At 41.9% G+C, this 26769-nt stretch carries 29 protein-coding genes and 1 riboswitch; of the genes, 15 read left to right on the top strand and 14 right to left on the bottom strand.

What is annotated here, in order from left to right; all coding sequences use genetic code 11:
• Nucleotides 1-174 precede the first annotated feature (174 nt).
• Entirely contained in the window at nucleotides 175-1506 is a 1332-nt protein-coding gene (locus BQ4305_RS17030) for a hemolysin family protein (RefSeq protein ID WP_110929674.1), read from the top strand.
• A 450-nt stretch (nucleotides 1507-1956) separates the two neighbouring features.
• The gene (locus tag BQ4305_RS21635) at nucleotides 1957-2157 is read left to right on the top strand and encodes a hypothetical protein (RefSeq protein WP_199880738.1); all 201 of its coding nucleotides are present in this window, start codon (nucleotides 1957-1959) and stop codon (nucleotides 2155-2157) included.
• A gap of 319 nt (nucleotides 2158-2476) precedes the next feature.
• Here BQ4305_RS21635 and BQ4305_RS17015 read toward each other — a convergent pair whose 3' ends face one another.
• From BQ4305_RS17015 to BQ4305_RS17010, 3 genes are all read right to left on the bottom strand, one after another.
• Nucleotides 2477-3103, bottom strand: coding sequence for an undecaprenyl phosphate transporter UptA (locus BQ4305_RS17015; RefSeq protein WP_199880797.1), 627 nt, complete (start codon nucleotides 3101-3103; stop codon nucleotides 2477-2479).
• A 129-nt stretch (nucleotides 3104-3232) separates the two neighbouring features.
• Nucleotides 3233-3439, bottom strand: a complete 207-nt coding sequence (locus BQ4305_RS21630; protein ID WP_199880737.1) for a hypothetical protein — start codon at nucleotides 3437-3439, stop codon at nucleotides 3233-3235.
• A 53-nt stretch (nucleotides 3440-3492) separates the two neighbouring features.
• Nucleotides 3493-4230: a FixH family protein gene (locus BQ4305_RS17010; RefSeq protein WP_110928951.1), complete on the bottom strand. Its 738-nt coding sequence runs from the start codon at nucleotides 4228-4230 to the stop codon at nucleotides 3493-3495.
• A 522-nt stretch (nucleotides 4231-4752) separates the two neighbouring features.
• On the opposite strand from BQ4305_RS17010, the gene BQ4305_RS17005 reads away from it, so the two are divergent.
• Nucleotides 4753-6117: a hemolysin family protein gene (locus BQ4305_RS17005; RefSeq protein WP_110928950.1), complete on the top strand. Its 1365-nt coding sequence runs from the start codon at nucleotides 4753-4755 to the stop codon at nucleotides 6115-6117.
• A gap of 201 nt (nucleotides 6118-6318) precedes the next feature.
• Nucleotides 6319-6465, top strand: coding sequence for a hypothetical protein (locus BQ4305_RS21625; protein WP_199880736.1), 147 nt, complete (start codon nucleotides 6319-6321; stop codon nucleotides 6463-6465).
• Nucleotides 6466-6469: 4 nt separating this feature from the next.
• Here BQ4305_RS21625 and ytvI read toward each other — a convergent pair whose 3' ends face one another.
• Nucleotides 6470-7513, bottom strand: a complete 1044-nt coding sequence (gene ytvI, locus BQ4305_RS17000; protein WP_110928949.1) for a sporulation integral membrane protein YtvI — start codon at nucleotides 7511-7513, stop codon at nucleotides 6470-6472.
• Between the two features lie 130 nt (nucleotides 7514-7643).
• On the opposite strand from ytvI, the gene BQ4305_RS16995 reads away from it, so the two are divergent.
• The 3 genes from BQ4305_RS16995 (at nucleotide 7644) to trhO (ending at nucleotide 10014) form a co-directional block, all read left to right on the top strand.
• On the top strand, nucleotides 7644-7841 hold the full coding sequence (locus BQ4305_RS16995) for a hypothetical protein (RefSeq protein ID WP_110928948.1): 198 nt from the start codon (nucleotides 7644-7646) through the stop codon (nucleotides 7839-7841).
• Between the two features lie 227 nt (nucleotides 7842-8068).
• Nucleotides 8069-8722, top strand: a complete 654-nt coding sequence (locus tag BQ4305_RS16990) for a spore coat protein (RefSeq protein WP_110928947.1) — start codon at nucleotides 8069-8071, stop codon at nucleotides 8720-8722.
• Nucleotides 8723-9045: 323 nt separating this feature from the next.
• The gene (gene trhO, locus BQ4305_RS16985) at nucleotides 9046-10014 is read left to right on the top strand and encodes an oxygen-dependent tRNA uridine(34) hydroxylase TrhO (RefSeq protein WP_110928946.1); all 969 of its coding nucleotides are present in this window, start codon (nucleotides 9046-9048) and stop codon (nucleotides 10012-10014) included.
• A 90-nt stretch (nucleotides 10015-10104) separates the two neighbouring features.
• Here trhO and BQ4305_RS16980 read toward each other — a convergent pair whose 3' ends face one another.
• A complete protein-coding gene (locus BQ4305_RS16980) occupies nucleotides 10105-10983 on the bottom strand; it encodes a helix-turn-helix transcriptional regulator (RefSeq protein ID WP_110928945.1) in 879 nt (292 codons plus the stop codon).
• A gap of 231 nt (nucleotides 10984-11214) precedes the next feature.
• Between BQ4305_RS16980 and BQ4305_RS16975 the strand changes: the two genes are divergently transcribed.
• The 3 genes from BQ4305_RS16975 to BQ4305_RS16965 all read left to right on the top strand — a co-directional run bounded on the left by BQ4305_RS16975 (nucleotide 11215) and on the right by BQ4305_RS16965 (nucleotide 12538).
• The gene (locus BQ4305_RS16975; protein ID WP_110928944.1) at nucleotides 11215-11394 is read left to right on the top strand and encodes a YozQ family protein; all 180 of its coding nucleotides are present in this window, start codon (nucleotides 11215-11217) and stop codon (nucleotides 11392-11394) included.
• A 257-nt stretch (nucleotides 11395-11651) separates the two neighbouring features.
• Nucleotides 11652-11927, top strand: a complete 276-nt coding sequence (locus tag BQ4305_RS16970) for a hypothetical protein (protein WP_110928943.1) — start codon at nucleotides 11652-11654, stop codon at nucleotides 11925-11927.
• A gap of 191 nt (nucleotides 11928-12118) precedes the next feature.
• Nucleotides 12119-12538: an SRPBCC family protein gene (locus BQ4305_RS16965; protein ID WP_110928942.1), complete on the top strand. Its 420-nt coding sequence runs from the start codon at nucleotides 12119-12121 to the stop codon at nucleotides 12536-12538.
• A 70-nt stretch (nucleotides 12539-12608) separates the two neighbouring features.
• Here the strand turns inward: BQ4305_RS16965 and BQ4305_RS16960 are convergent, their stop codons facing one another.
• Nucleotides 12609-13529, bottom strand: coding sequence for a manganese-dependent inorganic pyrophosphatase (locus BQ4305_RS16960; protein ID WP_110928941.1), 921 nt, complete (start codon nucleotides 13527-13529; stop codon nucleotides 12609-12611).
• A 340-nt stretch (nucleotides 13530-13869) separates the two neighbouring features.
• Nucleotides 13870-14048, top strand: a riboswitch (cobalamin riboswitch).
• A 140-nt stretch (nucleotides 14049-14188) separates the two neighbouring features.
• Here BQ4305_RS16960 and BQ4305_RS16955 point away from each other — a divergent pair.
• The 3 genes from BQ4305_RS16955 (at nucleotide 14189) to BQ4305_RS16945 (ending at nucleotide 18047) form a co-directional block, all read left to right on the top strand.
• Complete coding sequence (locus BQ4305_RS16955) at nucleotides 14189-16474, top strand: ribonucleoside-diphosphate reductase subunit alpha (RefSeq protein WP_110928940.1); 2286 nt, start codon at nucleotides 14189-14191, stop codon at nucleotides 16472-16474.
• An 83-nt stretch (nucleotides 16475-16557) separates the two neighbouring features.
• Nucleotides 16558-17610, top strand: coding sequence for a ribonucleotide-diphosphate reductase subunit beta (locus BQ4305_RS16950; protein WP_110928939.1), 1053 nt, complete (start codon nucleotides 16558-16560; stop codon nucleotides 17608-17610).
• Nucleotides 17607-18047, top strand: coding sequence for a flavodoxin domain-containing protein (locus BQ4305_RS16945; RefSeq protein ID WP_110928938.1), 441 nt, complete (start codon nucleotides 17607-17609; stop codon nucleotides 18045-18047). The genes BQ4305_RS16950 and BQ4305_RS16945 overlap by 4 nt, the downstream gene beginning before the upstream one ends.
• 196 nt (nucleotides 18048-18243) lie before the next feature.
• Here BQ4305_RS16945 and BQ4305_RS16940 read toward each other — a convergent pair whose 3' ends face one another.
• From BQ4305_RS16940 to modB, 3 genes are all read right to left on the bottom strand, one after another.
• Nucleotides 18244-18441, bottom strand: coding sequence for a cold-shock protein (locus BQ4305_RS16940; protein WP_110928937.1), 198 nt, complete (start codon nucleotides 18439-18441; stop codon nucleotides 18244-18246).
• A 210-nt stretch (nucleotides 18442-18651) separates the two neighbouring features.
• Complete coding sequence (locus tag BQ4305_RS16935) at nucleotides 18652-19122, bottom strand: hypothetical protein (protein WP_110928936.1); 471 nt, start codon at nucleotides 19120-19122, stop codon at nucleotides 18652-18654.
• Between the two features lie 104 nt (nucleotides 19123-19226).
• Nucleotides 19227-19880 carry a molybdate ABC transporter permease subunit gene (modB, locus tag BQ4305_RS16930; protein ID WP_110928935.1) on the bottom strand — a complete coding sequence of 218 codons (654 nt, stop codon included), beginning with the start codon at nucleotides 19878-19880 and terminating at the stop codon, nucleotides 19227-19229.
• Between the two features lie 346 nt (nucleotides 19881-20226).
• Here modB and spx point away from each other — a divergent pair, with 346 nt between their 5' ends.
• The gene (gene spx / locus BQ4305_RS16925; protein ID WP_110928934.1) at nucleotides 20227-20625 is read left to right on the top strand and encodes a transcriptional regulator Spx; all 399 of its coding nucleotides are present in this window, start codon (nucleotides 20227-20229) and stop codon (nucleotides 20623-20625) included.
• A gap of 64 nt (nucleotides 20626-20689) precedes the next feature.
• Here the strand turns inward: spx and BQ4305_RS16920 are convergent, their stop codons facing one another.
• From BQ4305_RS16920 to BQ4305_RS16910, 3 genes are all read right to left on the bottom strand, one after another.
• A complete protein-coding gene (locus BQ4305_RS16920) occupies nucleotides 20690-22138 on the bottom strand; it encodes a sensor histidine kinase (protein ID WP_110928933.1) in 1449 nt (482 codons plus the stop codon).
• Nucleotides 22122-22817 carry a response regulator transcription factor gene (locus BQ4305_RS16915; RefSeq protein ID WP_110928932.1) on the bottom strand — a complete coding sequence of 232 codons (696 nt, stop codon included), beginning with the start codon at nucleotides 22815-22817 and terminating at the stop codon, nucleotides 22122-22124. Before BQ4305_RS16915 ends, BQ4305_RS16920 begins: the two co-directional genes overlap by 17 nt.
• A gap of 263 nt (nucleotides 22818-23080) precedes the next feature.
• Complete coding sequence (locus BQ4305_RS16910; RefSeq protein WP_110928931.1) at nucleotides 23081-23998, bottom strand: cation diffusion facilitator family transporter; 918 nt, start codon at nucleotides 23996-23998, stop codon at nucleotides 23081-23083.
• A gap of 246 nt (nucleotides 23999-24244) precedes the next feature.
• On the opposite strand from BQ4305_RS16910, the gene BQ4305_RS16905 reads away from it, so the two are divergent.
• Nucleotides 24245-24379 carry a YjcZ family sporulation protein gene (locus BQ4305_RS16905; protein WP_110928930.1) on the top strand — a complete coding sequence of 45 codons (135 nt, stop codon included), beginning with the start codon at nucleotides 24245-24247 and terminating at the stop codon, nucleotides 24377-24379.
• Nucleotides 24380-24425: 46 nt separating this feature from the next.
• Here BQ4305_RS16905 and BQ4305_RS16900 read toward each other — a convergent pair whose 3' ends face one another.
• Nucleotides 24426-25022 carry a DedA family protein gene (locus BQ4305_RS16900; protein ID WP_110928929.1) on the bottom strand — a complete coding sequence of 199 codons (597 nt, stop codon included), beginning with the start codon at nucleotides 25020-25022 and terminating at the stop codon, nucleotides 24426-24428.
• A gap of 333 nt (nucleotides 25023-25355) precedes the next feature.
• Nucleotides 25356-26735 (bottom strand): allantoinase, encoded by a 1380-nt coding sequence (locus BQ4305_RS16895; protein WP_110928928.1) that lies wholly within the window; start codon nucleotides 26733-26735, stop codon nucleotides 25356-25358.
• Nucleotides 26736-26769: the final 34 nt, after the last annotated feature.

Here is a 26769-nt window from a genome sequence, read left to right as displayed (position 1 = left end):
ATCAGGTGTTCACTTCTTACATAAGAGCTAAACCTTTTGCTTAATGAAATATGTTTACTTATACTTATATATAGGTAAGTTAAATAGAAGGCTTATCCTATTCGTCACATTTTCGTTAGTAGGAGGTGACTGGAAACATCCTATTGAAACCATTTTCGGATGCTTCCGCACTATTTGGACAGTTTTAAAATTATATTAGTCATCATCCTGATTGCTTTGACAGCATTTTTTGTCGCTTGCGAGTTCTCGATTATTCGGGTTCGGGGCTCGCGTGTGAATCAATTAATTGAAGAAGGAAACAAAAAAGCGCTGGCTGTAAAAAGAGTAACAAGCAACCTGGATGAATATTTATCAGCTACCCAGCTGGGAATCACCATTACAGCACTGGGTCTTGGATGGCTGGGCGAACCCGCCATTCTAACCATTATTGATCCATTATTAGAAACATTGCACCTGCCCAGCCAAATTGCAGGTCTGGTTTCCATTGTTCTGGCATTTTCTCTTATTACTTTTTTAAATGTTGTCGTCGGGGAACTGGCTCCAAAAACGGTAGCCATTCAAATGGCTGAGCAAGTGAGTCTCCTTATTTCCAAACCATTAATCCTTTTCCATAAGATTGCCTTTCCTTTCATATGGATCCTCAACCACTCAGCACGCGCCGTGGTTGGAGTATTCGGTATCAAGCCCACGTCAGAAAGTGAAATGGTCCATTCGGAAGAAGAATTGCGCTTTATCCTGTCTGACAGCTATAAAAACGGAGAAATCAATCTGTCTGAATTTAAATATGTAAGCAATATATTTGATTTCGATGACAGGGTTGCTAAGGAAATCATGGTCCCCCGCACTGAAATCATGACCGTATCCAAGGATGAAACCATCGAGGATTTCGTCAACCTGGTCAAGACAGAAAAATATACGCGCTACCCTGTTGTCCAAGAGGATAAAGACCATGTTGTCGGACTGGTGAATCTGAAGGAAATCTTTTCAGACCTGATTAAAAACAGAAATATCAAAAACGAAAGCCTTGAAGGGTATACCCGCCCCATTATCCGGGTGATGGAAAACATTCCTATTTACAACCTCTTATTGAAGATGCAAAAAGAGAGGATTCACATGGCCGTATTGATGGATGAATATGGCGGCACGGCAGGACTTGTAACAGTTGAGGATATCTTGGAGGAAATCGTCGGAGAAATCCGCGATGAGTTTGATATTGACGAAGTCCCGCCTGTTCAAAAAATAAAGGACGGCCACTATATACTGGACTCTAAACTGCTTGTGAAAGAAGTCAACGAACTGCTCGGAATCTTTATTGATGAAGAGGAAGTAGATACGATCGGCGGCTGGATTTTAAGCAATAATTACGACGTCCATAATGGCGATTTGCTTGAAAAGGATGGTTTTCTTTTTAAAGTGATTGCAATGGAGGATCACGCTATCAAATTTATCGAAGTTACTAAGAAGGTAGAAAAGCTCCCTCTCAGCGATCAAGAACTTCAGGAATAGTCCTTTTTATTAAATGGCAGACAAAAAATCAAATTGGTGCCGCACCCCAAAGGTTAGAGTTCAAAATCTAACTTTTGGGGTGTTTTTCTTTTGTGAACTATAGTAAAGAAACGAAATTAAGAATCGTAATGGAATATCTTTCAGGCGGTTTAAGTTATCAATTAGCCCAAAAATAAGGCATACCAGATCGTTCACCTATACAAAACTGGATACGTTCTGATAAAGAATTTGGAGAGGCAGGCAGAGAAAGGCAACGAAGAAAAAAGTTTATTCTGTTCAATTCAAACGTACTGTATTACATTACACTTTATGAAACAAACAGAGGCTTCTTACTATGATACAGTGATGGAATGTAATATGAATAACCCTTCTTTAATTGCCAATTGGAAGAGGAAATTTTTAGATGAAGGTACAGAAGGCCTCGAAGAAAAAAGGAAAGGAAGGCCTCCTGTGTCTAAAAAACCAAAATCAAATGGATCTAAGCAAGGAAAAGGGGCTCGTGAAGAACAATTAGAACGTGAAAATGAGCTGCTTCGATTAGAGGTTGCGTATTTAAAAAAGCTAAACGCCTTTCAGGAGAACCCTGATGCCTTCCCCGAAAAGCACAGGCAGCGCCGGCATTCGAACTCCACGAAGAAGGGTTCCGATTAATCGATGTCTTTGAAGTAATAAGTTTTCCTGAAGCGACTTATCATGATCACATCCAAAAATGGAAGAAAGAAGGTCCTGGAAAAATGGAAAGACATCATTCAAAAATTGTTTGAAAAACATAAAGAAAAAACGGATACCGCAGTGTTCATTTAAAATTAAAAACACAAGGTCATGTCATCAATCATAAAAGAGTTCAGCAAATTATGGGGGGGCGGACTTGTGCCCGCTCTCTTCATGCTGTTCCCAGCTTCTTATCTATTCTGATTCTGCTCCCCAAAATTTCTGTTTCTTTCACTTATGAAAGTTTGAGTGTCCCCTGCTACTTTTTAAGAGGTTTGCTCCCTTTTCCTACGGTTACAACAGGCGGATTCTTCTTTTTCCACACCAAATAAGCGACCAGGATGAGTAATATCAGAATCATTGCCGGACCCATATACGGTTCTGTAAAATCCCGAATTTGTGACCAATTCTCACCAAGCAGGAGACCCAGCATAAGAAAAACGATTGTCCAGGGTATCATGGCAGCTGCTGTATAAAGGGTGAACTTCCAAAAAGGCATCCTCGCTATTCCAGCCGGTATAGAAATCGCATGGCGGACAACAGGAATAAAGCGCGCAGCAAAGATAACCCCGGTACCATATTGCTCGAACCAGCTTTCTGCCTGGCTGATTTGCTTTTCTTTGATCCATATATATTTTCCATATTTCAGTAAAAATGGCCTTCCGCCTATATACCCTGCCCAATACAAGAAAAGCTGTGCCAAAGTCCCTCCTGCAACACCCGCCATGAACGCCGCTGAAAAGCTCAGGTTCCCCCTGCTTATTAAATAACCTCCGTAGCCAAGGACCAGTTCACTTGGTATAACTTCTAACAGCAGACCCAATACAATTCCTACATATCCAAGTCCCGCAAGAAAATCCAGAATAGCCATCATATACTCAGAAATATGCATGCAAGGCTCCTTTGAAAAAGTGGCTTGTCAGTATAGCATATTAATTTAAAAATCCGGCTATTCCGTTTTTGGACAAAATGGGAAAGGCCGACAATCTAAACCGGCCCTGGGGGAGAAATAATTTTATTCCTGGGTTTCTGGATCCGAAATACCCGAATCCATTCCAGCTGGCTCACCGGAAAGCAGCGATGGATCAACTTGAAAAATATTAGAATAGGCTTCATGCCTTGATTTCGTCTTTTCAATCCGGATCCCTAATTCCTTGTATTTCTTCAGCATCTCGGCATCCATTTTATCCGCCTCCATCCAGTTGTATTCATTAACTTCCAACTTCCCTCGTCACTTCATTTTGAAACCTTTCCCTGTAAAAATCTGTTCATTCTTTACTTTATTTCTATCGTCTGGAGTTGATGCTCATGAAGCTCCCCTTGTTCTACATGAACCTGGACTTTGTACGTGCCTTTCTCATCAAACGTAACCAAATTGGCGTATCTTCCCTGTTCCTCCTCTGCAGCCCGAATAAATCGGCTGTCTTCACTTCCGTCCTTCCAAACTTCAAAGCTAACATTGGCATCGCTGAGAGGTTTCCCGTCTAACAGCAGCCGGGCCTCGAGTTTCATTTTCTTATTTCCGCTCTCTGTATCACTCTTTAAGAATTCAACACTGAAGTCGGTGCTTGGATGCTGCATCGTTTCAGCACTGTGTTCGGTTGAAATGATCTTTATCTTTTTTTCAGGCATTACATGAAGACCTTTAGCCGTAACATGAGCGATAACAAAATAATCTCCGGATTCAGGAAATGCATGCATGATTTGATAGCTGCCATTCTCTGTGTATTTCGCACCGATCATTTCCCGCTGATCCGATCCTGATTTCCTGATTTCAAACAGTACTTCATCTGCCCGGTCAACAGGCTTCTCCCCCTGAGTAACAGATGTTTCAATAATCAGTTCTTTGCCTTCAACTGCCTCTCCCTTATACCTGATTTCTGCCTTCATCGGCTCCGCAACCTGGCTGTTTACTTCCTGACCCTCCGGCTGTTCCTCAGTCCCCTTGCATCCAGTCAGGATAATGGACAGAAACAGACCGCATATAACTACCCGTAAACCATATGTTTTCATAATCCATACTTCCTTATTTCAATATTTAATGGGCTTAACCCTTCATCCCTTCCCATTTTTATCCATAATGTCCGTAAAAGGACAGTTTATACACAGGAAATAATTTTCTTACTATTCAGATAAAAATATGAAAATTGAAGAAATCCCTTAAAAAACGTTAATTTCCCTAAAAAAATGCATATATATAAGCAACTAACCAGCTTGCAGCTTACATTGCTGATTTGACTGAAATACCTACTCTTCATTATAATAAAGATATTTCATTAATTCGGACTCGAGGTGATTTGATGGGGCATTAAGAATTCAATATTCTGGCGGGCGAAATATACCTTATACAAAGGTATGGACATTAACCGGCAACGGTTGCAGTTTCAAACACAAAGTTCAATTTCTTTTTGTCCTTTCTGCACGTCACATTAAAAGCGAAACTGTACAGCAAAGAAAAATAAAATATCACTAATATTTTAGAAACCTAGGAGGTGGACTCCTTATTCGCCGCTAAGGTGAACTAAGGGAGACTATTTGGACATAATAAACTTGGTTCTGATTACCATTTTAATTGCTTTAACGGCATTTTTTGTAGCTTCAGAGTTTGCTATTGTTAAAGTGAGGAGCACAAGGATCGATCAATTGATCGAGGAAGGGAAAAAGAATGCAATCCCTGCAAAAAAGGTAATCTCGAACTTAGATGAATACCTTTCTGCTTGCCAGCTTGGAATCACCATTACTGCACTTGGCTTAGGCTGGCTCGGTGAACCAACCATTGCCCGGTTATTAGAGCCGATTTTCAAGCAGATCAGCATCCCTTCTTCCGTATCACACGTACTTGCCATAGCGATTGCTTTTTCCTTTATCACCTTTATTCACGTGGTAATCGGGGAACTTGCCCCAAAAACATTAGCTATTCAAAAGGCGGAAGAGATTACCTTGTACTTGTCAAGGCCATTAATTTGGTTTCGCAAAATCATGTTTCCATTCATTTTCGTATTAAATGGTTCAGCTGGGATTCTCACCAAAATGTTTGGCCTGAAAGCTGTGTCTGAGCATGATATCGCTCATACGGAAGAAGAATTGCGCATGATTGTATCTGAAAGCTACAAAAGTGGTGAAATTAACCAGTCAGAGTTTAAATATGTGAACAAAATTTTTGAATTTGATGATCGAATTGCAAAGGAGATCATGGTTCCCCGTACGGAAATCGCAGCATTATCAAAAGGCGATTCCCTTGAAGATTTCTTTAAAATCATGACCGAGGAGAAGTATACCCGCTACCCAGTCATTGATGGAGACAAAGACCATGTGATCGGACTTGTGAATATGAAAGAGCTTTTTACCAGCATGGTCAATAAGGACACCCTTGCAAGCCATACACTGGATCCTTTCATTCGCCCTATTATCCGGGTTATTGACAGTATCCCGATCCATGATTTGCTTCTAAAAATGCAAAAGGAACGGATTCATATGGCCGTCCTTATGGATGAGTACGGCGGTACATCAGGTCTTGTAACAGTTGAAGATATCCTTGAAGAAATTGTAGGGGATATCCGGGATGAATTTGACCTGGACGAAATTCCAGATATCAGAAAAGTGAAGGAAGATCATTATCTTATTGATGCCAAAGTATTGATAAGTGAAATTAATGAGCTGCTCGGCATCGATATTATTGATGAAGACATCGATACGATGGGCGGCTGGATCCTCACTGAAAATTATGAAGCAAGACAAGGAGACATATTGGAATATGGGCCTTACCATTTCAAAATTAAAGAGATGGAAGAACACCATGTACGGTATATTGAAATTTATAAGCCGGCTAAGCCTGCAAATGAAATTAAAGACTTCCCAATGGTCCCTGCCCAAACATCTCAGACAGAAATCGTTTCATAATACAAAGCCCCGCCTCCTAACGAGGACGGGGCTTTTTTTAAAAGGGCTGCTATATCTGTACACTTTCTGCAATGAAAAATAGGTTTCTAAATACAGTTCAGTGAAGAAACTTTTCCATCAAAATGCGTAAGATATATCACATAGCTATTCTGAAATAAGACAGGTATTTAGTTTTCTACTATGAAAGCAAGGAGGGAAAACATGAAAATTGTTTCGATTTGTCCATCTTGCCATGGCTCAGGAAAAGTCCCTTACCTGCAATTCTTTTCAAGAAATTGCATAAAGTGTGAAGGCAGCGGAAAAATCATAAAACACACAAAGGAATTAAAGAAAAATAACCCCGTCTGAAAGATTAGATTTTTACTTGAAACTTGATGATGCCTGCCCTTTTTAGTGTCTCAAAAATGATAACAAATGCCGGTCCGATGAATAAGCCAAAAAAGCCAAGCAGCTTAAATCCTACATAGAGGCTGATCAAGGAGGCAAGCGGAGTCAACCCTAGATTAGCTGAGTACACCTTCGGTTCGATCACCCTTCTCGTGACCGTAATGATGAAAAATAAAATAATCAAGCCGATTGCCAGATGCTCACTCCCCTGAAAAAAGAGAAAAAGCGCCCAAGGTACTAAAACAGAACCTGTACCCAGTATGGGAAGAATATCGACACAGACTATGACAAGTGACCAAATCATCGGATAAGGAATATGAAGGATCATCAGTCCGGCCAGAGCCAGAATGAAGGTAATCAGACTAAGCAATATTTGTGCCTTGAGAAATCCCATTGCTGCTTTCATTAAATCCTTATACACCATCATGATTTTCTGATAGGTGGCTTCCCTGAACATTTGCCTGATTCCTTTCTTGATGACAGGAAGTTCCAGACTGAACAAAAATAAGGCAATCAGATAGATCAGAATATCAATAAATAAACCAGGTACAGATGCCGCCATCTGAAGAATACTCTCCACGATGTTCTGCGCGAGTCCCTCTAAAGAATTGATTCCCCTCTCTGCTGCGTTTTCCACGGATTTCATGACATTAGCCGGCATTGCTTCGCTGTAATATTCCCACCTTTTAATCGCCGGCAAAAGTGTGCCCGTATATAATTCCCTTAAAATCGCCGGGAGCTTATCTGAAAATACGAGGATTTGTTTAACCAGCACGGATACTGAGAAATAAAGCAATCCTGCGGCCCCTCCAATAAATATCAAGAAAGATCCCAGTACAGCCCAAATTCGGCTCAGTCCTCCTCTTTTACATAGAAAAGCTACGAGACGATCTAACATCAGCGCTGTAAAAAAAGCGAAAATGAGGACAAGGGAAAAAGGGATAAGCAGGATGGAAACCAGTACAATCGTTATGATCCAAGCCCATCTAATAATATTGGAACGATCCATACAATCCCCCTTCTAAATAAGGTGCCTCCCTTTATTTGTATGATTGATGAACCGGCATCTTGACCTATTACGTTTTGTTTTTCAAAATTAGGGAAAAAAACAAATAACAATGTCAGGAAGGGGATTCAATATGGAGAATAAAAATAAAATTCTAAATGAACGGAATGACAAATCCAAAGCCTTCAAAGAAGATTGGGAAAAACAAAAAGAGCGTGATCAGGTGGTAATGCCCATCGATGATCTGCCATTGGAAGAGATCAAGTATGAATCGGAAGAAGAGCGAAAAAAAGAAGACACAAAAGATGATTCAAGCAGCGAAAGAATTTAAGGGCATTACTTGTTTATGACATCAAATTTCTCACAGAGAAATTTGATGTTTTTTTTATGCTATATGGATTCTCCTTTCGCCCGTTATCTCTGTTTCTCCAGGCTTCCCATCCATTCCTTCCTGCATATTCTTGTCCGATTCTAACTAGCATGGATAGGAAAATGAATAACAAAACGCTGCTGATACATAATAATGACGTTCACATTTTTAATCAAGGAGGCAGAATGATGGAAAACCAACAAGGCCAGCCAATGCACCAAAACATGCATACCGGAAGTGTCCCTCAGCAGCTGAACCATGGAGGTCATGAAGTATTTGACGTTCATGAAGTATTGACGGGCACACTTAATACATTGAATCAATATACCCTTCTGCAGAATCAAGTAAAGGATCCGGAATTGCGTGATATTCTGACCCGGCAATACCAATTTATTCAAATGGAATATAATACAACAGTGGATTGCTTTAAAACAGGACAGGACCCAGCTATACCAACACAAAGTTATAAAATGAAGCAAGGCAACGACTTCATTTATGGATTGCAGCCGTCCCAGCCTAAAAAACCGATCCAGTCAGCCGGAGAAGTCACAGACGAATGCATCTCAAGCATGATGCTCGGAACATTAAAGGCCAACGCTGGAATGAAAACGATGGCTGCGCTGGAAACCACCAATCCTGTTGTTCGGCGCGTTCTGGCAGATTCTCTTCCAAACTGCATTGAAATGGCTTATGAAATCTCCCTTTATCAAAATAAGCATCATTATTACCAAGTTCCTCAATTGGCCCAGCAGGACATGCAGCAATTAACGAATGCTTTTGCCCCGGCTCAAACAATGATGAAGCCTGGACAAGGACAAAATCCAAATGGTTTTACTCACTAATTATTAAGACAACAACACACATTATAAGACATCAAATTTCCCACAGAAATTTGATGTCTTTTTGTTATGCTTTATGGATTTCGATTCCAGGCACGGTTCGATCCTGTATGGCCCCCCTCTTGCTGTCCTATCTGCCCTTCCATCCATTCATAAAGGCGCCTATTCTGGTTCAGGACTTTTCCCTTCATTTCATGGAAAAAGAATCTCCTTAGCAATTTATTCACTTTTTTGGTATAATGATTGTCTGTAAGAGACAAGTGTACTGTACTACACCTTCCTAAATACTTATATCTTGCAAATATAAATCATAGGTGGTAATGAAAATGACTGAAAGAAAACCATACAGAGTGCTGCTCTATTATATGTATGTAACCATTGAAAACCCTGAGGAATTTGCGGCAGAGCATTTGGCTGCCTGCAAAGAGATTGGCTTGAAAGGCCGTATTCTAGTAGCAGCTGAAGGAATTAACGGAACAGTTTCAGGTACAATCGAACAAACTGATCAATATATAGCGCTGATGAAAAATGATCCGCGTTTTGCAGATATCGTCTTTAAAATCGATGAAGCTGATGGCCATGCCTTCAAAAAAATGCATGTCCGTCCGCGTCCGGAGCTTGTTACTCTTCGTCTTGAGGATGATGTCGATCCTCATGAAACCACTGGACGCTACCTAAGTCCAAAAGAGTTTTATGAGCAAATGCAAGATGAAAATACCATTGTGCTTGATGCACGTAATGATTATGAATATGATCTTGGCCATTTCCGCGGTGCAATCAAGCCCGATATCAAAAATTTCCGTGAGCTTCCGGAATGGGTAAGAGAAAATAAAGAGATGTTTGAAGGAAAGAAAATCCTTACGTATTGCACAGGCGGTATCCGCTGTGAGAAGTTCTCAGGATGGCTTGTAAAAGAAGGTTTTGAGGATGTTAGCCAGCTTCACGGCGGAATTGCCACATACGGCAAAGATCCAGAAGTGCAGGGCGATCTATGGGATGGACAAATGTACGTGTTTGATGAAAGAATCGCTGTTCCGATCAACCGCAAGGAACATGTAATTGTCGGCCGTGATTATTTTACGGGCGAACCTTGTGAACGCTATGTAAATTGCGCGAATCCTGAGTGCAACAAACAAATCTTGGCAAGTGAAGAAAATGAGCATAAACATATGCGAAGCTGTTCACATGAATGCCGTGTACATCCTCGCAACCGTTATGTTGCAGAGCATGGATTAACAGAAGAACAAGTTGCTGAACGTCTCCAGCAGCTGGGAGAAAGCATCCCTTCTCATTAATAATAAATTGTGAAGCCACAGTCTCCTTTTAAAAAGGGAACTGTGGCTTTTTTTATGGATATTCCCCATCTATGTTGGATGAAATTAACCTTACTCCCTAAATTCTAAATTAACCGGATCTTTCGGCAGCTGAGCGTCTGGAAGTATATTCGTAACCGGCTCTTTATCAGTCGCTTCCTCAAAGCGGAAACTGTCTGCCCATACTTTTCCTTTTCCGGCCAGCAGGACACCAAAATGAATCGATGAACTGTCTTCCGGGACATCTAAGACGATGGAATAGTGATTCCAGTCAGCAGTGCCATGAATCGGCCGGTTATCCATATTATCAAATTGCACAGCATCTCCTGCCCTATTATCAATACGAAGCCATGCACCGCATTTTGTCACCTGTTCTGTTTTTAAAAAACAGGACATTCTTATCCGTTTTCCCTTATAACGATCTGCTTGAAAACTCTGCATCATCGTTCCAAAATGCTGTTCATCCAAATCCCCCTTTGCATAGAGCAATCCCGATTGGGTCCCTGAATGAAAAACATGGCTGTCGGTCTTCAGCTCATACCGTTCAGGATGAGAGCCGCTTAACCTCCATCCTTTCACATTCTTTTGAGCATTCATATCATTTTCCTCCTTTTTCTTTCGTAAATCATTCATTACTTTGCGATATTTTCCGGGGGGCAGGCTGTACACCTCTTTAAATGCTCTTGAAAACGCCTCTTGCGATTGAAAGCGGCAATAGAAGGCAATCGTGATGATGGATTCATCTGTTTGTAACAGGAGCATGGAGGCAAGCGCCAAACGCCTTAAGCGAATATATTCCCCAATCCGCTTCCCCGTTTCTTGTTTAAAAACCCTTAATAAATGATATTTAGAATAGCCGATTATCGTAGGAAAGTGATCAAGCTGAATATCTTCGGTGAGGTTTTCTTCAATAAAAGAGATTGTTCTTTGCGTGATTTTACTATAATACAAATCGCTCACCTCAAGCTTATTGTAGTCCATTTTTCATTAGAATTTTTGATAAATATTGCGATACTGCATAACCAATTTACGTCCATAAAGGCTCACAGATTTCCTCTGGTGACCCGTCAAATCCGGAAAATTAGAAACGTTTCGCCATCTATTTTCTGTTTCTCAGAATATCCATCCAAAACAAGGGTATTCTACATACATTGAGTATCCTTAACTGGGAGGTGTAAAAAAATGAACAATAAAAAAGTAAGCAAGAAAGACTATGAGGCAACAGCCGGCAAACAATATCAGCCCTCTGACCATGAGGGTGAATCACAAATTGAACAAGGAACGGCCCTCACTCATGAACAAGTTAGCGATAACTATCATGAAGGAACGATTGACCAGCTGACAGAAAGTGACAAAGAATAAATTGAAACAGGGAGCTGTAACTCCTAAGGTGAGCAATATTGGTGTTACAGTTCCTATCTATTTTCGTTTTTTTTCATAATGCCTATGTAATAAAAGAATAATATAGTAAGATATACATGTAATAATAAAATTACTAATTTCATTCAATTTTTCCTTATTATTGCATATATTTGTTTTTAAGTGTCAAATGATTTAGATAATCACAGGATATCCCTTATTTCCTGTATTATATATTTTTTGAAAGGAGAGATGCTGTAATGGAAAACCAAGAACAACCATCTTCAACTGGTTATGTACAGCCTCAAAATGAACGGGTATTATCTTTAAAGGATTGGATCATTACCTGTATTCTTCTCGTCATCCCAGTTGTCAATATTATCATGCTGTTCATTTGGGCATTTAGCGGTGATACGAACTTGAACAAAAAGAACTATGCCAGAGCCCAGCTGATTATTGCAGGTGCACTTATCGTCTTATACTTTTTATTTGTTGTCTTAATTTTCGGCGTGATGTTTGGGCTCTCAGACTATTAAAAAAAGACACCTATTCTCACTTATGTCAGCAAAAGATACCGGGTACATTTCCGGTATCTTTTATTATTTCAGCGGTCAGAGACTTATTTATCTTGGACTTCTGCTATACTCGGTCTGATAAAGATGAAATTCCCCTTCTGAATCGTTATAATTAGACATGCTTACAGAATGTAAAAATAGGAGGCAAATTTATGGAGAGACCGAATGCATTGCCGGATATACGCAAAATTGTTATTCTTGAAGCGCCTATTAACGAAGTATGGAAATTGATTTCCACTTCTGAAGGAATTGCCTCCTGGTGGATGGCAAACACTTTCCAGCCTGTTTTAGGAGAGGAATTCATCCTTCATGCAGGTCCTTTTGGGGATTCTCCCTGTAAATTAACGGATTTGAACCCGCCGACTCGGGTCGGCTTCAACTGGGGCAAAGACTGGAATTTGACGTTTCAATTGCGGCCAGCAGATGAAACCCGAACTGAATTCACTCTGATCCATTCTGGATGGGATCCGGAAAAAGTCACAGAGTTCGGACAGTCCCATCCAGTTGTTCATGGGATTATGGATCAAGGCTGGGAAACCATCATAAAAGAAAAACTGCCAGCTTCTCTTTGAAAACAGCAGCCCAGGCCGCAGGCAGAAACATGAAAAAGCTTCACCAGCACAGGCCGGTGAAGCTCATTTTTTAGAACAAGTTTGTCAATACTGGAACAATTTGCTTTTTACGGGATACTACGCCTTTTAAGACAGCTGTATTGTTCGTTAGTGTAACGTCATAAGCCTGTTCCACTTTGCCAGATGCTGTTCCAAGAGCAAGTGCAACAGAATCGTTGTTTAGAATATCGGTAACAACAAACAGGAACAAGTCCAATTCTTTCTCAGCAATAATTTTTCCGATTGCTGCTTCCAATTCATTCTGACGGGACATGATTTCATTTGGATCTACCGCATTAACCTGGGCGATTTCAACCTTAGAACTTCCCATGGTGAATTCCTTTGCATCCAAAGAAATCAGCTGTTCTATTGTCTTCCCTGAAACATCTGCACCGGCTTTAAGCATTTCCAAACCGTATGTTTCTGCATTAACGCCCGCTCTTTCTGCAAGCTCCATCGCTGCCGCTACATCTTCTTCCGTGCATGTAGGGGACTTGAAAAGCAAAGAATCTGAAACAATAGCTGAAAGCATCAGACCGGCTACTTCTGTCGGGATTTCCAAGCCGTTTTCTTTATAGATTTTATTTAAAATGGTCGCTGTGCAGCCAACTGGCTCAGCGCGATAGTATAATGGATCGCTTGTTTCAAAATTGGCAATACGGTGATGGTCAATCACTTCAAGGATGCGGACTCCTTCGATTCCATCTGCACTTTGCTGACGCTCGTTATGGTCGACAAGAATGACAGCTTCCGCCTCTCCTGCATTTTCAATCAATCTTGGTGCTTCGAATTTGAATTGGTCAAGAGCATATTGAGTTTCTCCGTTAATTTCGCCTAAGCGAACCGGCTCAGCATTGACTCCCAGCTGTTTTTTCAAATCAGCGTAAGCAATCGCTGAACAAATTGAATCCGTATCTGGATTTTTGTGTCCGAAAACTAATACTTTTTCCACGGTATATCTCCTTTTTAGTCCAAAGATTTTGTATCTCCCATTAATTCAATCGGGAAACCATCATACACATCATTTTATCATATTTCTCCCTTTCAAGAAATTTCCCAGCCAGATTTTTTTCTGGTCCTCAAAATTAATGTCCTTCTTGTACCTATTTTTGAAGTTCCTCTTCCCCAAATTCGCCCTGTATGTTACCCTATCCTTTCCCGGGCTTTATTAGAATGGGAAGGTACGAACAACAAAGTCTTACTTTCTTCTAAATAAAAACAATTGAAATAGGGAACAAAATAAAGTAAGATACTACTATATTTTGATTAACCTTTCTGAATAAAAACTACATATTGATTCTGTAAGAAAAGGTGCCAGAGATGGCTGAAAAGGGAACCCGGTGCAAATCCGGGACTGTCCCCGCAACTGTAAATGTGACGAAATGAGAAAACCACTGTATGAATCCATACGGGAAGGTCTCATTTTCGGATGATCATGAGTCAGGAGACCTGCCTTTGATTACAAAAGTTTCTTATTCTTCGGGGATTGAGATAGTGAAACGATGGTTCAATGGCTGTCTTTCTGTGTCTCAGCTGTTCTGTCGTTTTAATCCGCTCATTCCTGGGCGGATTTTTCTTATTTAATCAGGAATCCACAAGGAGGAAGATACCATGAACGAATTTACAATGGAAAAAAGCCGCACAAAAGAACAGGCCGTTACCCAGCTGACTGATTTGTGCAGAGAGTTTCCAGATTTAAATATGGAAAAGTTTCAGTCGCGGATGTTTAAATGGATGGAACGAAGAGAGGAACTTTCCGCAAAAGCCGTATCCAACAAATTGATTCAAACGGCCCTGGAGAACGTGGACATTGATTCTCCTGAATGGACATTTGTTGCCGCAAGAGAATTGCTTTATTCCATGTATCGTGAAGCAAAGGCAAACCGTAACTATGAAGGAAAGGGATACGGTTCTTTTTATCAATTGATTTCTCAGCTGTCCAAGCCGCTTCCAGGACAGTCCTATCCAGTTTATAAACCGGAACTTCTGTCCTCCTATTCAAAAGAGGAAATCGATGAATTGGAAAAAGCCATCAACCCTGAAAAGGACAAGCTATTCTCCTATATCGGGCTTTATTTGCTGAATGACAGGTACCTGGCCCGGCCTGTACGCGATGCCGTCTACGAACTTCCGCAGGAAAGGTTTATGATCATCGCCATGGAACTAATGCGGCTGGAACCTAAGTCAGTCCGGCTGCAATATATCAAGGAAGCATACTGGGCCATGAGCAATCTATATATGACCGTTGCCACGCCAACCCTTTCGAATGCGGGAAAAAGCACAGGCCAGCTAAGCTCATGCTTCATTGATGCGATTGAAGATTCCATCGACGGCATCTACTTATCAAACTATGAAGCTGCTAAAGTATCAAAATATGGGGGCGGTGTCGGCCTGTATGCCGGCAAAATTCGGGCACTGGGGTCCGATATTCGCGGTTTTGCCGGTAGCAGTTCAGGTACGACTCCATGGATCAGGCTGTTTAACCAGACAGCGGTCAGTGTGGATCAGCTTGGGCAAAGAAAAGGTGCCATCGCAGTCTATCTCGATGTCTGGCATAAGGACATTATGAGCTTCCTTGATCTCAAAACCCAAAACGGAGATGAGCGGATGAAGGCTCATGATATTTTCACAGGGGTCTGTGTACCCGATCTCTTCATGGAGGCGGTGGAAAATCGGGAGGATTGGTATTTATTCGACCCCCATACAGTCCATCGGATCCTGGGCTTCCGCCTTGAAGACCATTATGATGAACAAAAAGGCAGCGGCAGCTTCCGCCATTACTATCATTTAGCCGTTGAAGCCGCGGAAAATGGCATCCTCCCCGGCTTTTCCTTCGAAAAGGTAAAAGCGATTGATATCATGAAAGGAATTATGATCTCCCAGCTCGAGGAAGGTACCCCTTATATGTTCTACAGGGATGAAGTGAACCGGATGAATCCTAATAAGCATAAAGGCATGATTTACTGTTCCAACCTCTGCACAGAAATTGCCCAAAATCTGAGTCCGACTGCCATCACTGAGGAATATGAGACAGACAGCGGAGATATTGTCATCGTTAGAAAAAGCGGGGATTTTGTTGTCTGCAACCTTTCTTCCATCAACCTGCCAAGAGCCGTTTCAGACAATGTTCTTGAACGTCTCATTCCGATTCAGATCAGGATGCTGGACAATGTCATTGATGTCAATAAGCTGCCCGTCAAACAAGCATCAATCTCGAATAAGCGTTATCGCGCGGTCGGTCTTGGCACCTTTGGCTGGCACCATCTTTTGGCTCTGAAAAATATTTATTGGGAATCTGAGGAAGCAGCAAGCCTTGCGGACAGCCTGTACGAAAAAATTGCTTTTTTGACAATCGAGGCTTCCTCCGCCCTTGCTGCGGAAAAAGGCAGCTACCCTTATTTTCAAGGGTCTGACTGGGAAACAGGCGCCTATTTCCAGCTTCGTGAATATAAAGGAACCCAATGGGAGAAATTGAAGCAAAAAATCCAAAAGGACGGAATCCGTAATGGATACCTAATGGCCATAGCTCCTAATTCCTCAACAGCTAAAATCGGAAATTCGACGGACGGCATTGATCCGCTTTATGAAGTGGAATATTACGAGGAAAAGAAAAACTTCAAATTCAAGGTAACAGCCCCGGACCTGACTCCGGCAACCTATGAATATTATAAAAAAACGCGCTACCATCTGAATCAGCAAGAAAGCATCAAACAGAACGCAGCAAGACAAAGGCATATCGACCAGGCTATCAGCTTTAATCTTTATGTCCAAAACACGATCAGGGCTAAGGATTTACTCGACATTCATTTGACCGCCTGGAAATCCGGCCTGAAATCTACTTACTACGTCCGTTCCACTTCTTCAGACTTCACTGCCTGTGAAAGCTGTTCGAGCTGACCGTTCTAATTTGCACAGCCCAGGCTTCCCCTTATGGAAGTTTGGGGGTTTTATCATCTGACTGACAAAGGAGATTTTTTCACATGAGCACTTCCATTCATAAAATCCGAATGCTTGAACCGAACTATCCTACGAGGGCAACCGGCGTTTTTAAAGGAGAAGCTTCCGGCTTTCTGAACTGGAACGATATTCCGTATGAAAAGTTTTATGATACGTACACGCAGCTTCTTAATAATTTTTGGAAACCCTCCAGCGTGAATATGATGCAGGACAAGAAACAATGGGGAGAATTGGATGAGGATATTCAGGACGCCTTTTTGGATATCCTTACGATGATCGCCGGCATGGACAGTCTTCAGACACCAACGCTCGTTGAATTCATGAAGTATGTAAAGGATCCAGCCGTTAAAGCCATCCTGGCGAATATGGCTCAGCAGGAATCCATTCACAATGAATCTTATTCGTATATTCTGGCTTCTCTGATTCCTCTGGATAAGCAGAAAGAACTGTTTAACCGAATCAAGTCCCATCCGGAAGTGATCAAACGAAATCAGCCGATTGTGGATGCTTATCAGCGCTTTATAGATGACCCATCGCCTCAGCATTTATTCGAGGCCTTGATCCACTCCACAAATCTGGAGGGCATCTACTTTTATCTGGCTTTTGCGTTTTACTATAATCTCGGAAGGCAAAACCTAATGACCGGATCTGCAACGATGATTTCTTATATCCATCGCGATGAAATGGTCCACTTTGACTTTGTCGGCATGCTGATCCAAATCCTAATGTATGAGTACCCTGAATTAAATAATGAAGACAACATTCAATTTATCCAGACGACTATGCAAAAAGCGGTCGAACTGGAAAAGTCCTGGTCTGAATACATGCTTGAGGATCTTGAATATAAAGCAGACCTTCCGCTTGATGAATTCAATGAATACATCGAATATATCGCAAATAAACGGCTTCGCATGCTCGGACTGAAAAATTTGTATCAAGAATATCCGGAAAATCCGATGCCATGGATTAAAGCCTTCGATGATGAATCGATCTCCAAAACCAAAACAGACTTTTTCGAACAGAAATCCCGGACGTACAGCCAGGTCAATGCCGGCAATGGTTTTGATGAACTGTGAAAATCGGGATTCTTTATCACTCAGCCGGAGGGAATACAAAAGCATTGGCCGAAGCAATCGGGAAACAGCTTCCTATGGCTGAACTCCTGCCTGCTGCTGTGACGAACTTCTCTTCCCTCTCCTCCTATGACGGTCTCCTGATTGGAACCTATACATGGGGAGATGGAGAGCTTCCAGCAAGGATGAAGCCGCTTTATGATTATTTGGAGGTTTCAGATATCAGCCATATCACTACAGGGGTATTTGGGACAGGTGAAACCAACTACAGTCACTTTTGCGGGGCTGTAGATCTTTTCAGGAATATGCTGTTTGTCAAAAGCCGCCTTGCAGTAACCTTGAAAGTCGAACAAATGTATCAGCAGGCGGATATGCCTAGAATCGAAAGGTTCTCTCAGATTTTCGCTGACAAATTGAACAGCTCCCGTCTAATAAACTAGCTGTATTTTTATCAGAAACTAGACCAGGCTAGAATTACCGCCCCTATTTTCCTGCCTGGTTCATTCATTCAAAGAGGCTGCAATTAACAAAGTTTGTATACACGTTATTTACCAGGAACGTCTTAAGTCTTATATAACTCTATGTAAAAACAGGCATAAAAAAAGACCCCAATGGGGTCTTTTTTTATGCGTTCAATTATTTTTGAACGTTAGCAGCTTGTGGTCCACGAGCGCCTTGCTCGATTTCGAAAGTTACATCTTGGCCTTCTTCAAGAGTCTTGAAGCCTTCGCCTTGGATAGCTGAGAAGTGTACGAATACGTCGTCTTGACCTTCAACTTCGATGAAACCGAAACCTTTTTCTGCGTTGAACCATTTTACTTTACCTTGTACCATGTATAGTTCCTCCTGTTTGGAATAATCCATTTATTACTATTCTTGCTTCTGGACAGTTTCAAGAGGAATCCTATAACGGTACTTCCATCTATCAATCTTATTCCGAACAAAAATAATTGTTTATAGTATAGCATGGGATCATGAAAAAACACAAGGGTATCACCAAAGAAATTGACGACAAATACCGCCTGTATTCAACAATATTCGATTTTACTTCTTTCTGAACCCTTCCTCAAGAAGGTATCTTTCCGCCTCCACAGGGGACTCGAAGCATTCCTCCAGGTTAGGACCTGAATAAACATTCCAAAGTAAATCTTCATTTTCCAAAAGCAATTCTTGGTTATCCCTGCCAACCCAGATCCCCGCAAGGTCTTTGAATTCACTTTGCACTTCAACCGGAACTTCTTCTGTCTTCATATAGGCCATACTCGCTTCGATTAGCTTTCTCAGCTCCGGCTCTCCATATTCACGTATATTAATAAAACCTTTTTTATCGGCTTTCTCCGGCAAATGGCCTGCATATACAAACCCATTGCCATTTGGATGGAGGTGCTGAACAATAATTTTCTTTTCAAGCACACTCTCGCTAAAATGAAAATTCACTCTGCCCAGTGAAATATCCTTTCTTTCCAACTGCGGGAAAGATTCAATAATGGCTAATTTTTCCTCAAATGTCAACAAATGTGTATTCCTCATTTCATTACTTATAGTGGGAAATGTCAGTGTACCCTTAATTTGTGAAAATTACTACCTTCCATGGGTCATTCCCATTTAAAAATTAGCATTTACTTAATAAATGTTACGGCAAAAAGCATGATAAAAGATGAAATAATCATCAGGGCAACCCATGCCCAAGCCAGGCCCATTTCTCCTGAATCCATAGCAATGTAGATCGCTGTAGGCATAGTCTGGGTGACACCGGGTATATTGCCGGCAAACATCAGTGTAGCACCAAATTCCCCAAACGCTCTCGCCAAACTTAAAATCCCCCCTGTCACAAGTGATCTAAGGGTGAGCGGCAAAGAAATCAGCAGGAATACCTTCCATTCATTCGCGCCGTCTACCCTGGCAGCTTTTTCAATATCCGTATCAATTTGTTGAAAACCGGTTTTGGCCGATTGATACATAAGCGGAAAGGCCACAACTGCTGAGGCAATTGCTGCTGCCCACCATGTAAACATCACCGGCCGGGAAAAAAGGGATCCAATCAGTTCACCCAGAGGACTGTTCGTCCCTAAAAACACTATAAGCAAAAAGCCAATAACAGATGGAGGAAGAACAAGCGGAAGCATTAAAACGGTCTCCGCCAGCACTTTCCCCCGGAAATGCCAGCGGACAAAAAGCCTGGCTAATGCAATACCAGTTATAAAAACAACGATACCTGCCAATGCCGCTACCTGGAATGACAGAATGACAGGCGACCAAAAATTCTCAGGCATTACTTGTTCAGTCCTTTTCAAATAGTTACATGGATTGTTTGCCAAGAAGCTTATGTCATACAGACTGCTGCAAAGAAAAAGCGGAAACTCTCACAGAAAAGAATCTGTTTCTTTCTCCAGCCATTTTGAATTTGAAAATAAAAGTTCTTTCTCTTGACATACTGCTGACACATTAATCAAGTAAATTTAAAGTATCACAAAGATAACAATCATTTTACCATGATTTAGTTACTTCATGTGACCAACTTCTGAACGAGGTGAACAATCTTCATCTGACCCGAATGAACAAACATGAAATTTAACTGGAAGAATACATTAAAAAAGATTATGAAGGAGTCGATTACGAATGGTATCAATCTACACAACTCCGAGCAGCCTTGCATGCCGCAAAGCAAAAGCCTGGCTTCAAAAACATGACATTGCCTATACAGAAAGAAACTTATACTCTCAGCCATTATCAGTAGATGAAATAAAGGAAATCCTGAAAAAAACCGAAGGCGGCACAGATGAAATTATTTCTACACGTTCGAAGAAATTTAAAAGTCTGAACATTGATATTAACAATGCCCCTTTAAATGAATTATGCCAGCTTATTCGTGAAAATCCAGATTTGCTGCGCCGTCCGATTATTTTCGATGAGAAAAATCTGCATGCGGGTTATAACGAAGAGGAAATGGGCCGCTTTCTGCCAAGAAAAATGCGGCATATCCAGTTAAGACAGGCCATCAGCCAATTAGCTTTTTAAAAACTGTACAGCAAAAAAGGATGCCTTCCCCCGGCATCCTTTTTTGCTTCTTCTCCGCGAGTTCCTATACTCCTTCTGCAGGAGACTGATCGGATTTTTCAATCAGCAGCGTAAAAGTGGTTCCCTTCTCATCACTCTGTCTCAATAAAAGATTCCCATTTTGCCCTCTTGCCAGCATCCGGCTGAACGGCAAACCAAGACCCAAACCCCGAACCTGCAGTTTTTTGGCAGAACCGCGGTAAAACGGCTCGAAGATATATTCCTGCTCGTCTTTCGGGATTCCTGTCCCGTTATCTGAAATATCGATCGCAATTTCAGCTTCAGAATACTCATATAAACGGATCGTAATTTTCCCGTCTTTCGTAAGTGCCTGTTTGGCATTATTCAGCAGGTTAAGAATGATTTGCTGCATCCTCAGGGCGTCAATCTCTCCAAACAATGGTTCATCCGGACAGAGAAGCTCCAAATCAAAATTTTCATCATCTTGCGTTACCTTCCATCGATGAGCGATTTCATCAAGAAATTGATTCATATCTTCTTTTTCAAGCAGGAATGTAAAGGATCCTGCTGAAAGGGCATTATAATTCAGCAGATCTTCAATCATATCCTGAAGTCTCTGTGTTTCCTTCAATGAGATATCAAGAAATTCTTTGCTTTCCTGTCCTGTCACAACATCATCTTTTACAGCCTGAATTAATCCGCTGATCGAAGTGACCGGTGTTTTTAAATCATGGGTCACACCAGCCAGCAGCTCTGCCCGCAGCCGCTCCATCTGATTCAATCTTGTCGTCATCGTTTTGAAGGATTCGATTAGTTCATATATTTCCTCTTCCCGCGTCTGCTCACTGTTCAGCTTAATATCGTAATTTCCTTCCCTGACTTCTGCAGCGGCATTCGCTACATTCCGTATCGGCTTTGATATCTTGACAGATAGAGCCAAGATAACGCCGCATCCAAGAATCAAAATGGATACAATCATAATCGCAAGCAGCTCATGATCCTGATTAACTTCCTTTAAAGCTGCTTCTTCCTGGGCAATAACTACCCAGCCTTTCGTTTTTCCTTCAAACACAATAGGAGATTTTACAATATAGACTTTGCTGTTTTTTTGAATCTTCACTTTTTGGATAGTCTCATCACTTTTCATGATGGCCGACGGCAGCGTGTCATTCTTAGGTTCTATATATACCTGAGGTACGGTATAAATGATTTTCCCAGTTGGATCGACAATGTAGATAATCGGCTGCTGATTCAGACGGAGAATTTGTTCTCTCTCCTCAATAATGGCAGCGAGACCAGGACCGATGACAATCTGTCCATTATCTTTAATCGCCCGGTCCGCTGTTTCATCTGCTAAATATTTGAACAGACTGAGCCTGTATTCCACTGCTGTTTTTTCCATCCACCAAATGGATAGAATGGAAATCACAAAAAGCCCGGTAATCAAAGTGAGAATATAGCGAGTTGTCCAGTAGCGGACAAGTGTTGTTCTCTTTTTATTTTTCGTGAACAATGAACTGATACCCCATTCTCCGAAGTGTTTTGATCTCTCCCTCTTGTTCCGGCCACTTGACGAGAGCCTTCCTGATTCGCTTCACAGCAAGATCGACAGCCCGGTCACTTCCATCATAATCCATGCCCCAAACCTGTTCGATCAACTGTTCTCTTGTAAAGATCTGGTTAGGGTGATTGGCGAAAAAGATCAATAAGGACAAATCCCTTGGAGTCAGATTGATTTCCTCTTCATTCAAGTGAACAGTGCAGCCCCTGGCATCGATTTTTAAGCTTCCGAATCGGTGGATATACCCTTCTTCTCCATTCACATTCTTAGCCGAGGCCCTCCTCAGCACCGCATGCACCCTAGCCACTACTTCATCGGCAACAAAGGGCTTGGCTATGTAATCATCTGCTCCATATTTAAAGCCTGACAGCCGATAATCAATATCATTCAATGCCGTTAGCATGATGACCGGGCAAGTACTGTTTTCACGAATTTCCTTTAAGATTTCCCAGCCTTCTATGTTCGGCAGCATAACATCCAGAAGCACAAGGTCTGGATCATTCTCTTCAAAGGCCTGAAGTGCCTTTCCCCCATCAAATACCTGAATAACCTGAAAGCCTTCTCTGGCTAAGTATGCTTTTAGTACCATCGAGATGGCAATTTCATCTTCTACAACCAATATCCTTCCCATAACGGAGCCCCTTTCTTGCGCTCTCTGCAGCAAAATACTTTTTACATCTTATCATACTTCCTCATTATGTCAGGAATATGTTCAAACCTAACTTCTCGCTGCGGGGATCCGCACCGTCTTCCCTTTACAAGTTCCCTCCAGAACATCCGCCATAAGCTAAAATCCGACGGACGGTCAGATAATGGCATGAAACCAAACCAAAAGACCATTCTTCTTATCCAAAGAATGGTCCGCTAAAATAACATACATTTTCCTTAGATGAATCAATTACAGGTTTCATGAGGGTTGGGACAGCCTGCGGAGAATCGTTCTATCTGAATGGTACAGTGTTCAATCCCGAATTGATCATGAAGAAACATTTGAACCTCAGATAAAACCTCGTCCTGATCTCTGTCTTCAGTAATTACAATATGACAGCTGGCAGACAGGAATCCGGAAGTAATGGTCCAGACATGAAGATCATGGATATCATTCACTTTCTCCAGCTGCAGGATCCCTTCCTTCAGTTCTTCTAAATTGATTTGAACAGGCGTTCCCTCCATCAAGATGTGAACGGAGTCCTTCACGACCCTCCAGCCGCTTACGGCAATCAGACAGGAAACAATGATGCTTGCAACCGGATCAGCAGCGCTCCAGCCAAGAAAGTAAATAAGCAGGGCGGCAATAATGGCACCTACGGATCCCAGCATATCTCCAATAACATGCAGAAACGCACTGCGAATATTCAGGTTTTCTTCTTTGTCGCCCTTCATCAATATCCACGCTGCGATAATATTGATTGCCAAGCCAACAGCAGAGATTGTCAGCATGCCGAGGCTTTGCACTTCAGGCGGAGAATAAAAACGCTTAACAGCCTCTATAATAATGAAGACAGCAATAAGCAATAAAGCCAGACCGTTTAGCAATGCGGCAAGAATTTCAAACCGCTTATAGCCATATGTCTTTGTTACACTTGCTTTCTTTTCTCCCATTTTGATTGCCGCAAAACTGAGCCCCAATGCCGCCGCATCACTCAGCATATGTCCCGCATCTGAGAGCAATGCCAGACTGTTAGTCAGAAATCCGCCAATAACCTCTACAACCATAAAAATAGAGATTATAAGAAAGGCAGAAAACAAGGCTTTTTTATTTGCGGAATGGTGATGCCCGTGATCATGAGAATGTCCATGATGATGCCCCATAATTTCTGCCTCCGTTTCTTTTCTTATATCTATAGTATGTAAGAAATTCGGTTCAGTTTCAATTAATACACTTTGTATTCCTGCGGCGGTTTCCGCTATATCTATGCATGAGCATTCAGCGGTTTCAAAATTCCTCTGGCGCCCATTTTCGCTTCAGGAGCAAACACTTTTACCCAACCTGCATAAGATGTGGGTGTTAAGGCAATTAGAAATTTTGGTTTTATTAAAAAAGAGGAGGAATCTCGAATGGGTGCAACAGGCGGTTATGAATGTGGCGGCGGCGGATTCGACAACGGATTTGCTCTGCTAGTAGTCCTATTTATTTTGTTAATTATCATTGGTGCATGCTGGGGCTTTGGTGGCGGCGGCGGTTTCTGCTGAGCCACATATAAAAAATGGAAAAGGCGCCGATTCGGCGCCTTTTCATTTATACAGTTTTCTTCCGGTCACGGCGGGCTTTCAGAACAACCCAAATCACAATCAAAGCAATCGGGATTAATAGGTAATTCGCGTATTGGGAAAAAATAGCTCCTGCCTGTTCCCACTTTGGTCCCAGCTTGTATCCAAGATATACATAAATACTGGTTACTGGAAGCATAGCCAAGAATGTATAAGCCATGAACTTCCAAATATTCATTTTCATGATACCGCAAGGCAGTGAAATAGCCGTACGGATTCCAGGGACGAATCGTCCGAAGAACGCTATGCCAGCCCCATATTTTGCAAAAAAATGATCCGCCTTATCTATTTGTTCTTCTTTAATCAGAAAGAATTTCCCGTATTTCTTAACAAGAGGCCTGCCTCCATACCTTCCCAAGGCATACAGTGTCAAGGGACCAGTAACTCCGCCTATAGAACCAAAAAGGATCGTTATATATAAATTCATATCCCCTTGATAAACCCAATAGCCAGCAAGAGGAAGAACAATTTCTGCCGGAACAAACTCAAAAGTCAAAGCAAGCATAATCCCAAAATAGGACAATGACTTTAATGCCTCAATCAGTGACATGACAATCTCTTCCATAACTCTATTTTCCCCTCTCCTTACAACAAGCTTGTCTAAACAGCGATAGCAGTCAGCCGCATACATCCGTTTTTCCTTATTTACTATCCTATACTATAAGAAACGAGTCAATCTTTTATTTCCGAAATGTATCAGCCCAGCCCATCGCACAAAGAGCTGCCTTTAGCAGCTTTGCAGAATCCTCATTCCCTTTTTATTAAACATGTCAGTTAAAACATAGAAAACGGGTTCAGAATGAAAAATTCTGAACCCGTTCGAAATTTAAGATTTTCAAGATTGAGGGATAGCCGTATGACTTGTCAGAATGATGCAATTGTGTCGCCTGCAAATCACTCAGCCTACTATTTTTTCTTCCGCTTTCTCCGGGGTCAGCCAGCCGCCCTTCACATTATCATTTAAAAACTTCCCTTGTCTATAGATTAAGCTTCCCCTGTTCATGACCGCTTCGATCGAACAAGGAAATTCATGTCCGATATAAACGCTTTGCTTATGTTTAGCAAAGAAGTTTTCCTCTGTAACTATATGTCTCTTGTTCAGTGTTACAATCGCAAAGTCCGCAGCATGGCCAACCTTTATTTCCCCTCTACCAGGAAGACGAAATCTCTCCGCAGGCCCTCCTGCCGTCCATTCGGCAATGGCCGTAAAAGGCAGCTCATGCTCCAAGGCCAGCTCAATCATGGACAGTAACGAAAATTGGCCGCCGCTGATTCCTCCCCACGCCTCAAACAACCCATGAACAGCCGGATCTTTTAAATGGTAAGGGCAAGGCGAATGATCGGAAGAGATCATATCGAATTTTCCAGCCTTCAACAGCTGAATCAGCCGATCCTGTTCCTGCTTCTCTCTTAACGGAGGCGCACATTTGGCTGCCGCTCCTTTTTCCCGAAGTGTCTCTTGATTAAAAAGCAGATAATGCGGGCAGGTTTCAACGGTTACATCCACTCCTGCTTTTTTTGCCGTTTCGATTTTCTCCAGGGCCAGCGAGCTGCTAATATGTACAAAATGAAGAGGACACCCTGTCAGCTTGGCATAATAAAGAGCCCGTTCCACCGCCTCTGATTCTGCTTCAACAGGCCTCGAAGCTGCATAATCATCGGCACTTCCTGTTCCTTCCTTGATCCTTTCATTTAAAAGGAAACTGGTAATCGGTTCACTTTCTGCATGAAGGGCAAGTATTTTCCCAAGTGAGGCAATCACTTTCATTCCTTCAAGCAGTGTTTTGTCATCTGCCCTCTCGAACTCTTCATTTCCCGTGGCAGACATAAAAGCCTTAAATCCTACGACACCCGCTTCGGCCATAGCTGGAAGATCCTCAATATGACCGGGTACAAGACCGCCCCATAGTCCAAAATCAATCAGTGACTTTTGCTCCCCTATGCCTGCCTTTTCCTTTAATGCCTCTAAGGTCACAGTCGAAGGAATCCCATTGAGCGGCATATCAAAATAAGTGGTGCAGCCGCCCGCCGCCATCATTTGTGATCCTGTTTCAAATCCTTCCCAATGCTCACGGCCCGGCTCACTGAAATGTACATGCACATCAATCATCCCCGGAAATATATAATCTCCCGCTGCTTCCAATTCTTCTTTTGCCCTGCCTGTCAATTTCTGACCCATTTCTACTATCACACCATCTTTTACTGCGATATCTGTACGTTCTATTCCAGATGGCAGCACCGCTTGCCCATCCCGTATTAGCAGATCATATTCCTGCATTGTTGTTCCCTCCATTTCTATCATTCTCTTTATC

The sequence above is a fragment of the Bacillus massiliglaciei genome, assembly GCF_900098925.1.
GTDB lineage: Bacteria > Bacillota > Bacilli > Bacillales > DSM-1321 > Peribacillus > Peribacillus massiliglaciei.
This window is presented reverse-complemented; position numbering and strand designations above follow the sequence as displayed.

What these genes read in the sequence shown, in the direction of transcription:
- BQ4305_RS17010 (WP_110928951.1), bottom strand. Translation starts at nt 4,230, where the DNA reads ATGAAAACATATGGTTTACGGGTAGTTATATGCGGTCTGTTTCTGTCC.
- BQ4305_RS21625 (WP_199880736.1), top strand. Translation starts at nt 6,319, where the DNA reads ATGAAAATTGTTTCGATTTGTCCATCTTGCCATGGCTCAGGAAAAGTC.
- ytvI (WP_110928949.1), bottom strand. Translation starts at nt 7,513, where the DNA reads ATGGATCGTTCCAATATTATTAGATGGGCTTGGATCATAACGATTGTA.
- BQ4305_RS16995 (WP_110928948.1), top strand. Translation starts at nt 7,644, where the DNA reads ATGGAGAATAAAAATAAAATTCTAAATGAACGGAATGACAAATCCAAA.
- BQ4305_RS16990 (WP_110928947.1), top strand. Translation starts at nt 8,069, where the DNA reads ATGGAAAACCAACAAGGCCAGCCAATGCACCAAAACATGCATACCGGA.
- trhO (WP_110928946.1), top strand. Translation starts at nt 9,046, where the DNA reads ATGACTGAAAGAAAACCATACAGAGTGCTGCTCTATTATATGTATGTA.
- BQ4305_RS16975 (WP_110928944.1), top strand. Translation starts at nt 11,215, where the DNA reads ATGAACAATAAAAAAGTAAGCAAGAAAGACTATGAGGCAACAGCCGGC.
- BQ4305_RS16970 (WP_110928943.1), top strand. Translation starts at nt 11,652, where the DNA reads ATGGAAAACCAAGAACAACCATCTTCAACTGGTTATGTACAGCCTCAA.
- BQ4305_RS16965 (WP_110928942.1), top strand. Translation starts at nt 12,119, where the DNA reads ATGGAGAGACCGAATGCATTGCCGGATATACGCAAAATTGTTATTCTT.
- BQ4305_RS16955 (WP_110928940.1), top strand. Translation starts at nt 14,189, where the DNA reads ATGAACGAATTTACAATGGAAAAAAGCCGCACAAAAGAACAGGCCGTT.
- BQ4305_RS16950 (WP_110928939.1), top strand. Translation starts at nt 16,558, where the DNA reads ATGAGCACTTCCATTCATAAAATCCGAATGCTTGAACCGAACTATCCT.
- BQ4305_RS16940 (WP_110928937.1), bottom strand. Translation starts at nt 18,441, where the DNA reads ATGGTACAAGGTAAAGTAAAATGGTTCAACGCAGAAAAAGGTTTCGGT.
- modB (WP_110928935.1), bottom strand. Translation starts at nt 19,880, where the DNA reads ATGCCTGAGAATTTTTGGTCGCCTGTCATTCTGTCATTCCAGGTAGCG.
- spx (WP_110928934.1), top strand. Translation starts at nt 20,227, where the DNA reads ATGGTATCAATCTACACAACTCCGAGCAGCCTTGCATGCCGCAAAGCA.
- BQ4305_RS16915 (WP_110928932.1), bottom strand. Translation starts at nt 22,817, where the DNA reads ATGGGAAGGATATTGGTTGTAGAAGATGAAATTGCCATCTCGATGGTA.
- BQ4305_RS16910 (WP_110928931.1), bottom strand. Translation starts at nt 23,998, where the DNA reads ATGGGGCATCATCATGGACATTCTCATGATCACGGGCATCACCATTCC.
- BQ4305_RS16905 (WP_110928930.1), top strand. Translation starts at nt 24,245, where the DNA reads ATGGGTGCAACAGGCGGTTATGAATGTGGCGGCGGCGGATTCGACAAC.
- BQ4305_RS16900 (WP_110928929.1), bottom strand. Translation starts at nt 25,022, where the DNA reads ATGGAAGAGATTGTCATGTCACTGATTGAGGCATTAAAGTCATTGTCC.
- BQ4305_RS16895 (WP_110928928.1), bottom strand. Translation starts at nt 26,735, where the DNA reads ATGCAGGAATATGATCTGCTAATACGGGATGGGCAAGCGGTGCTGCCA.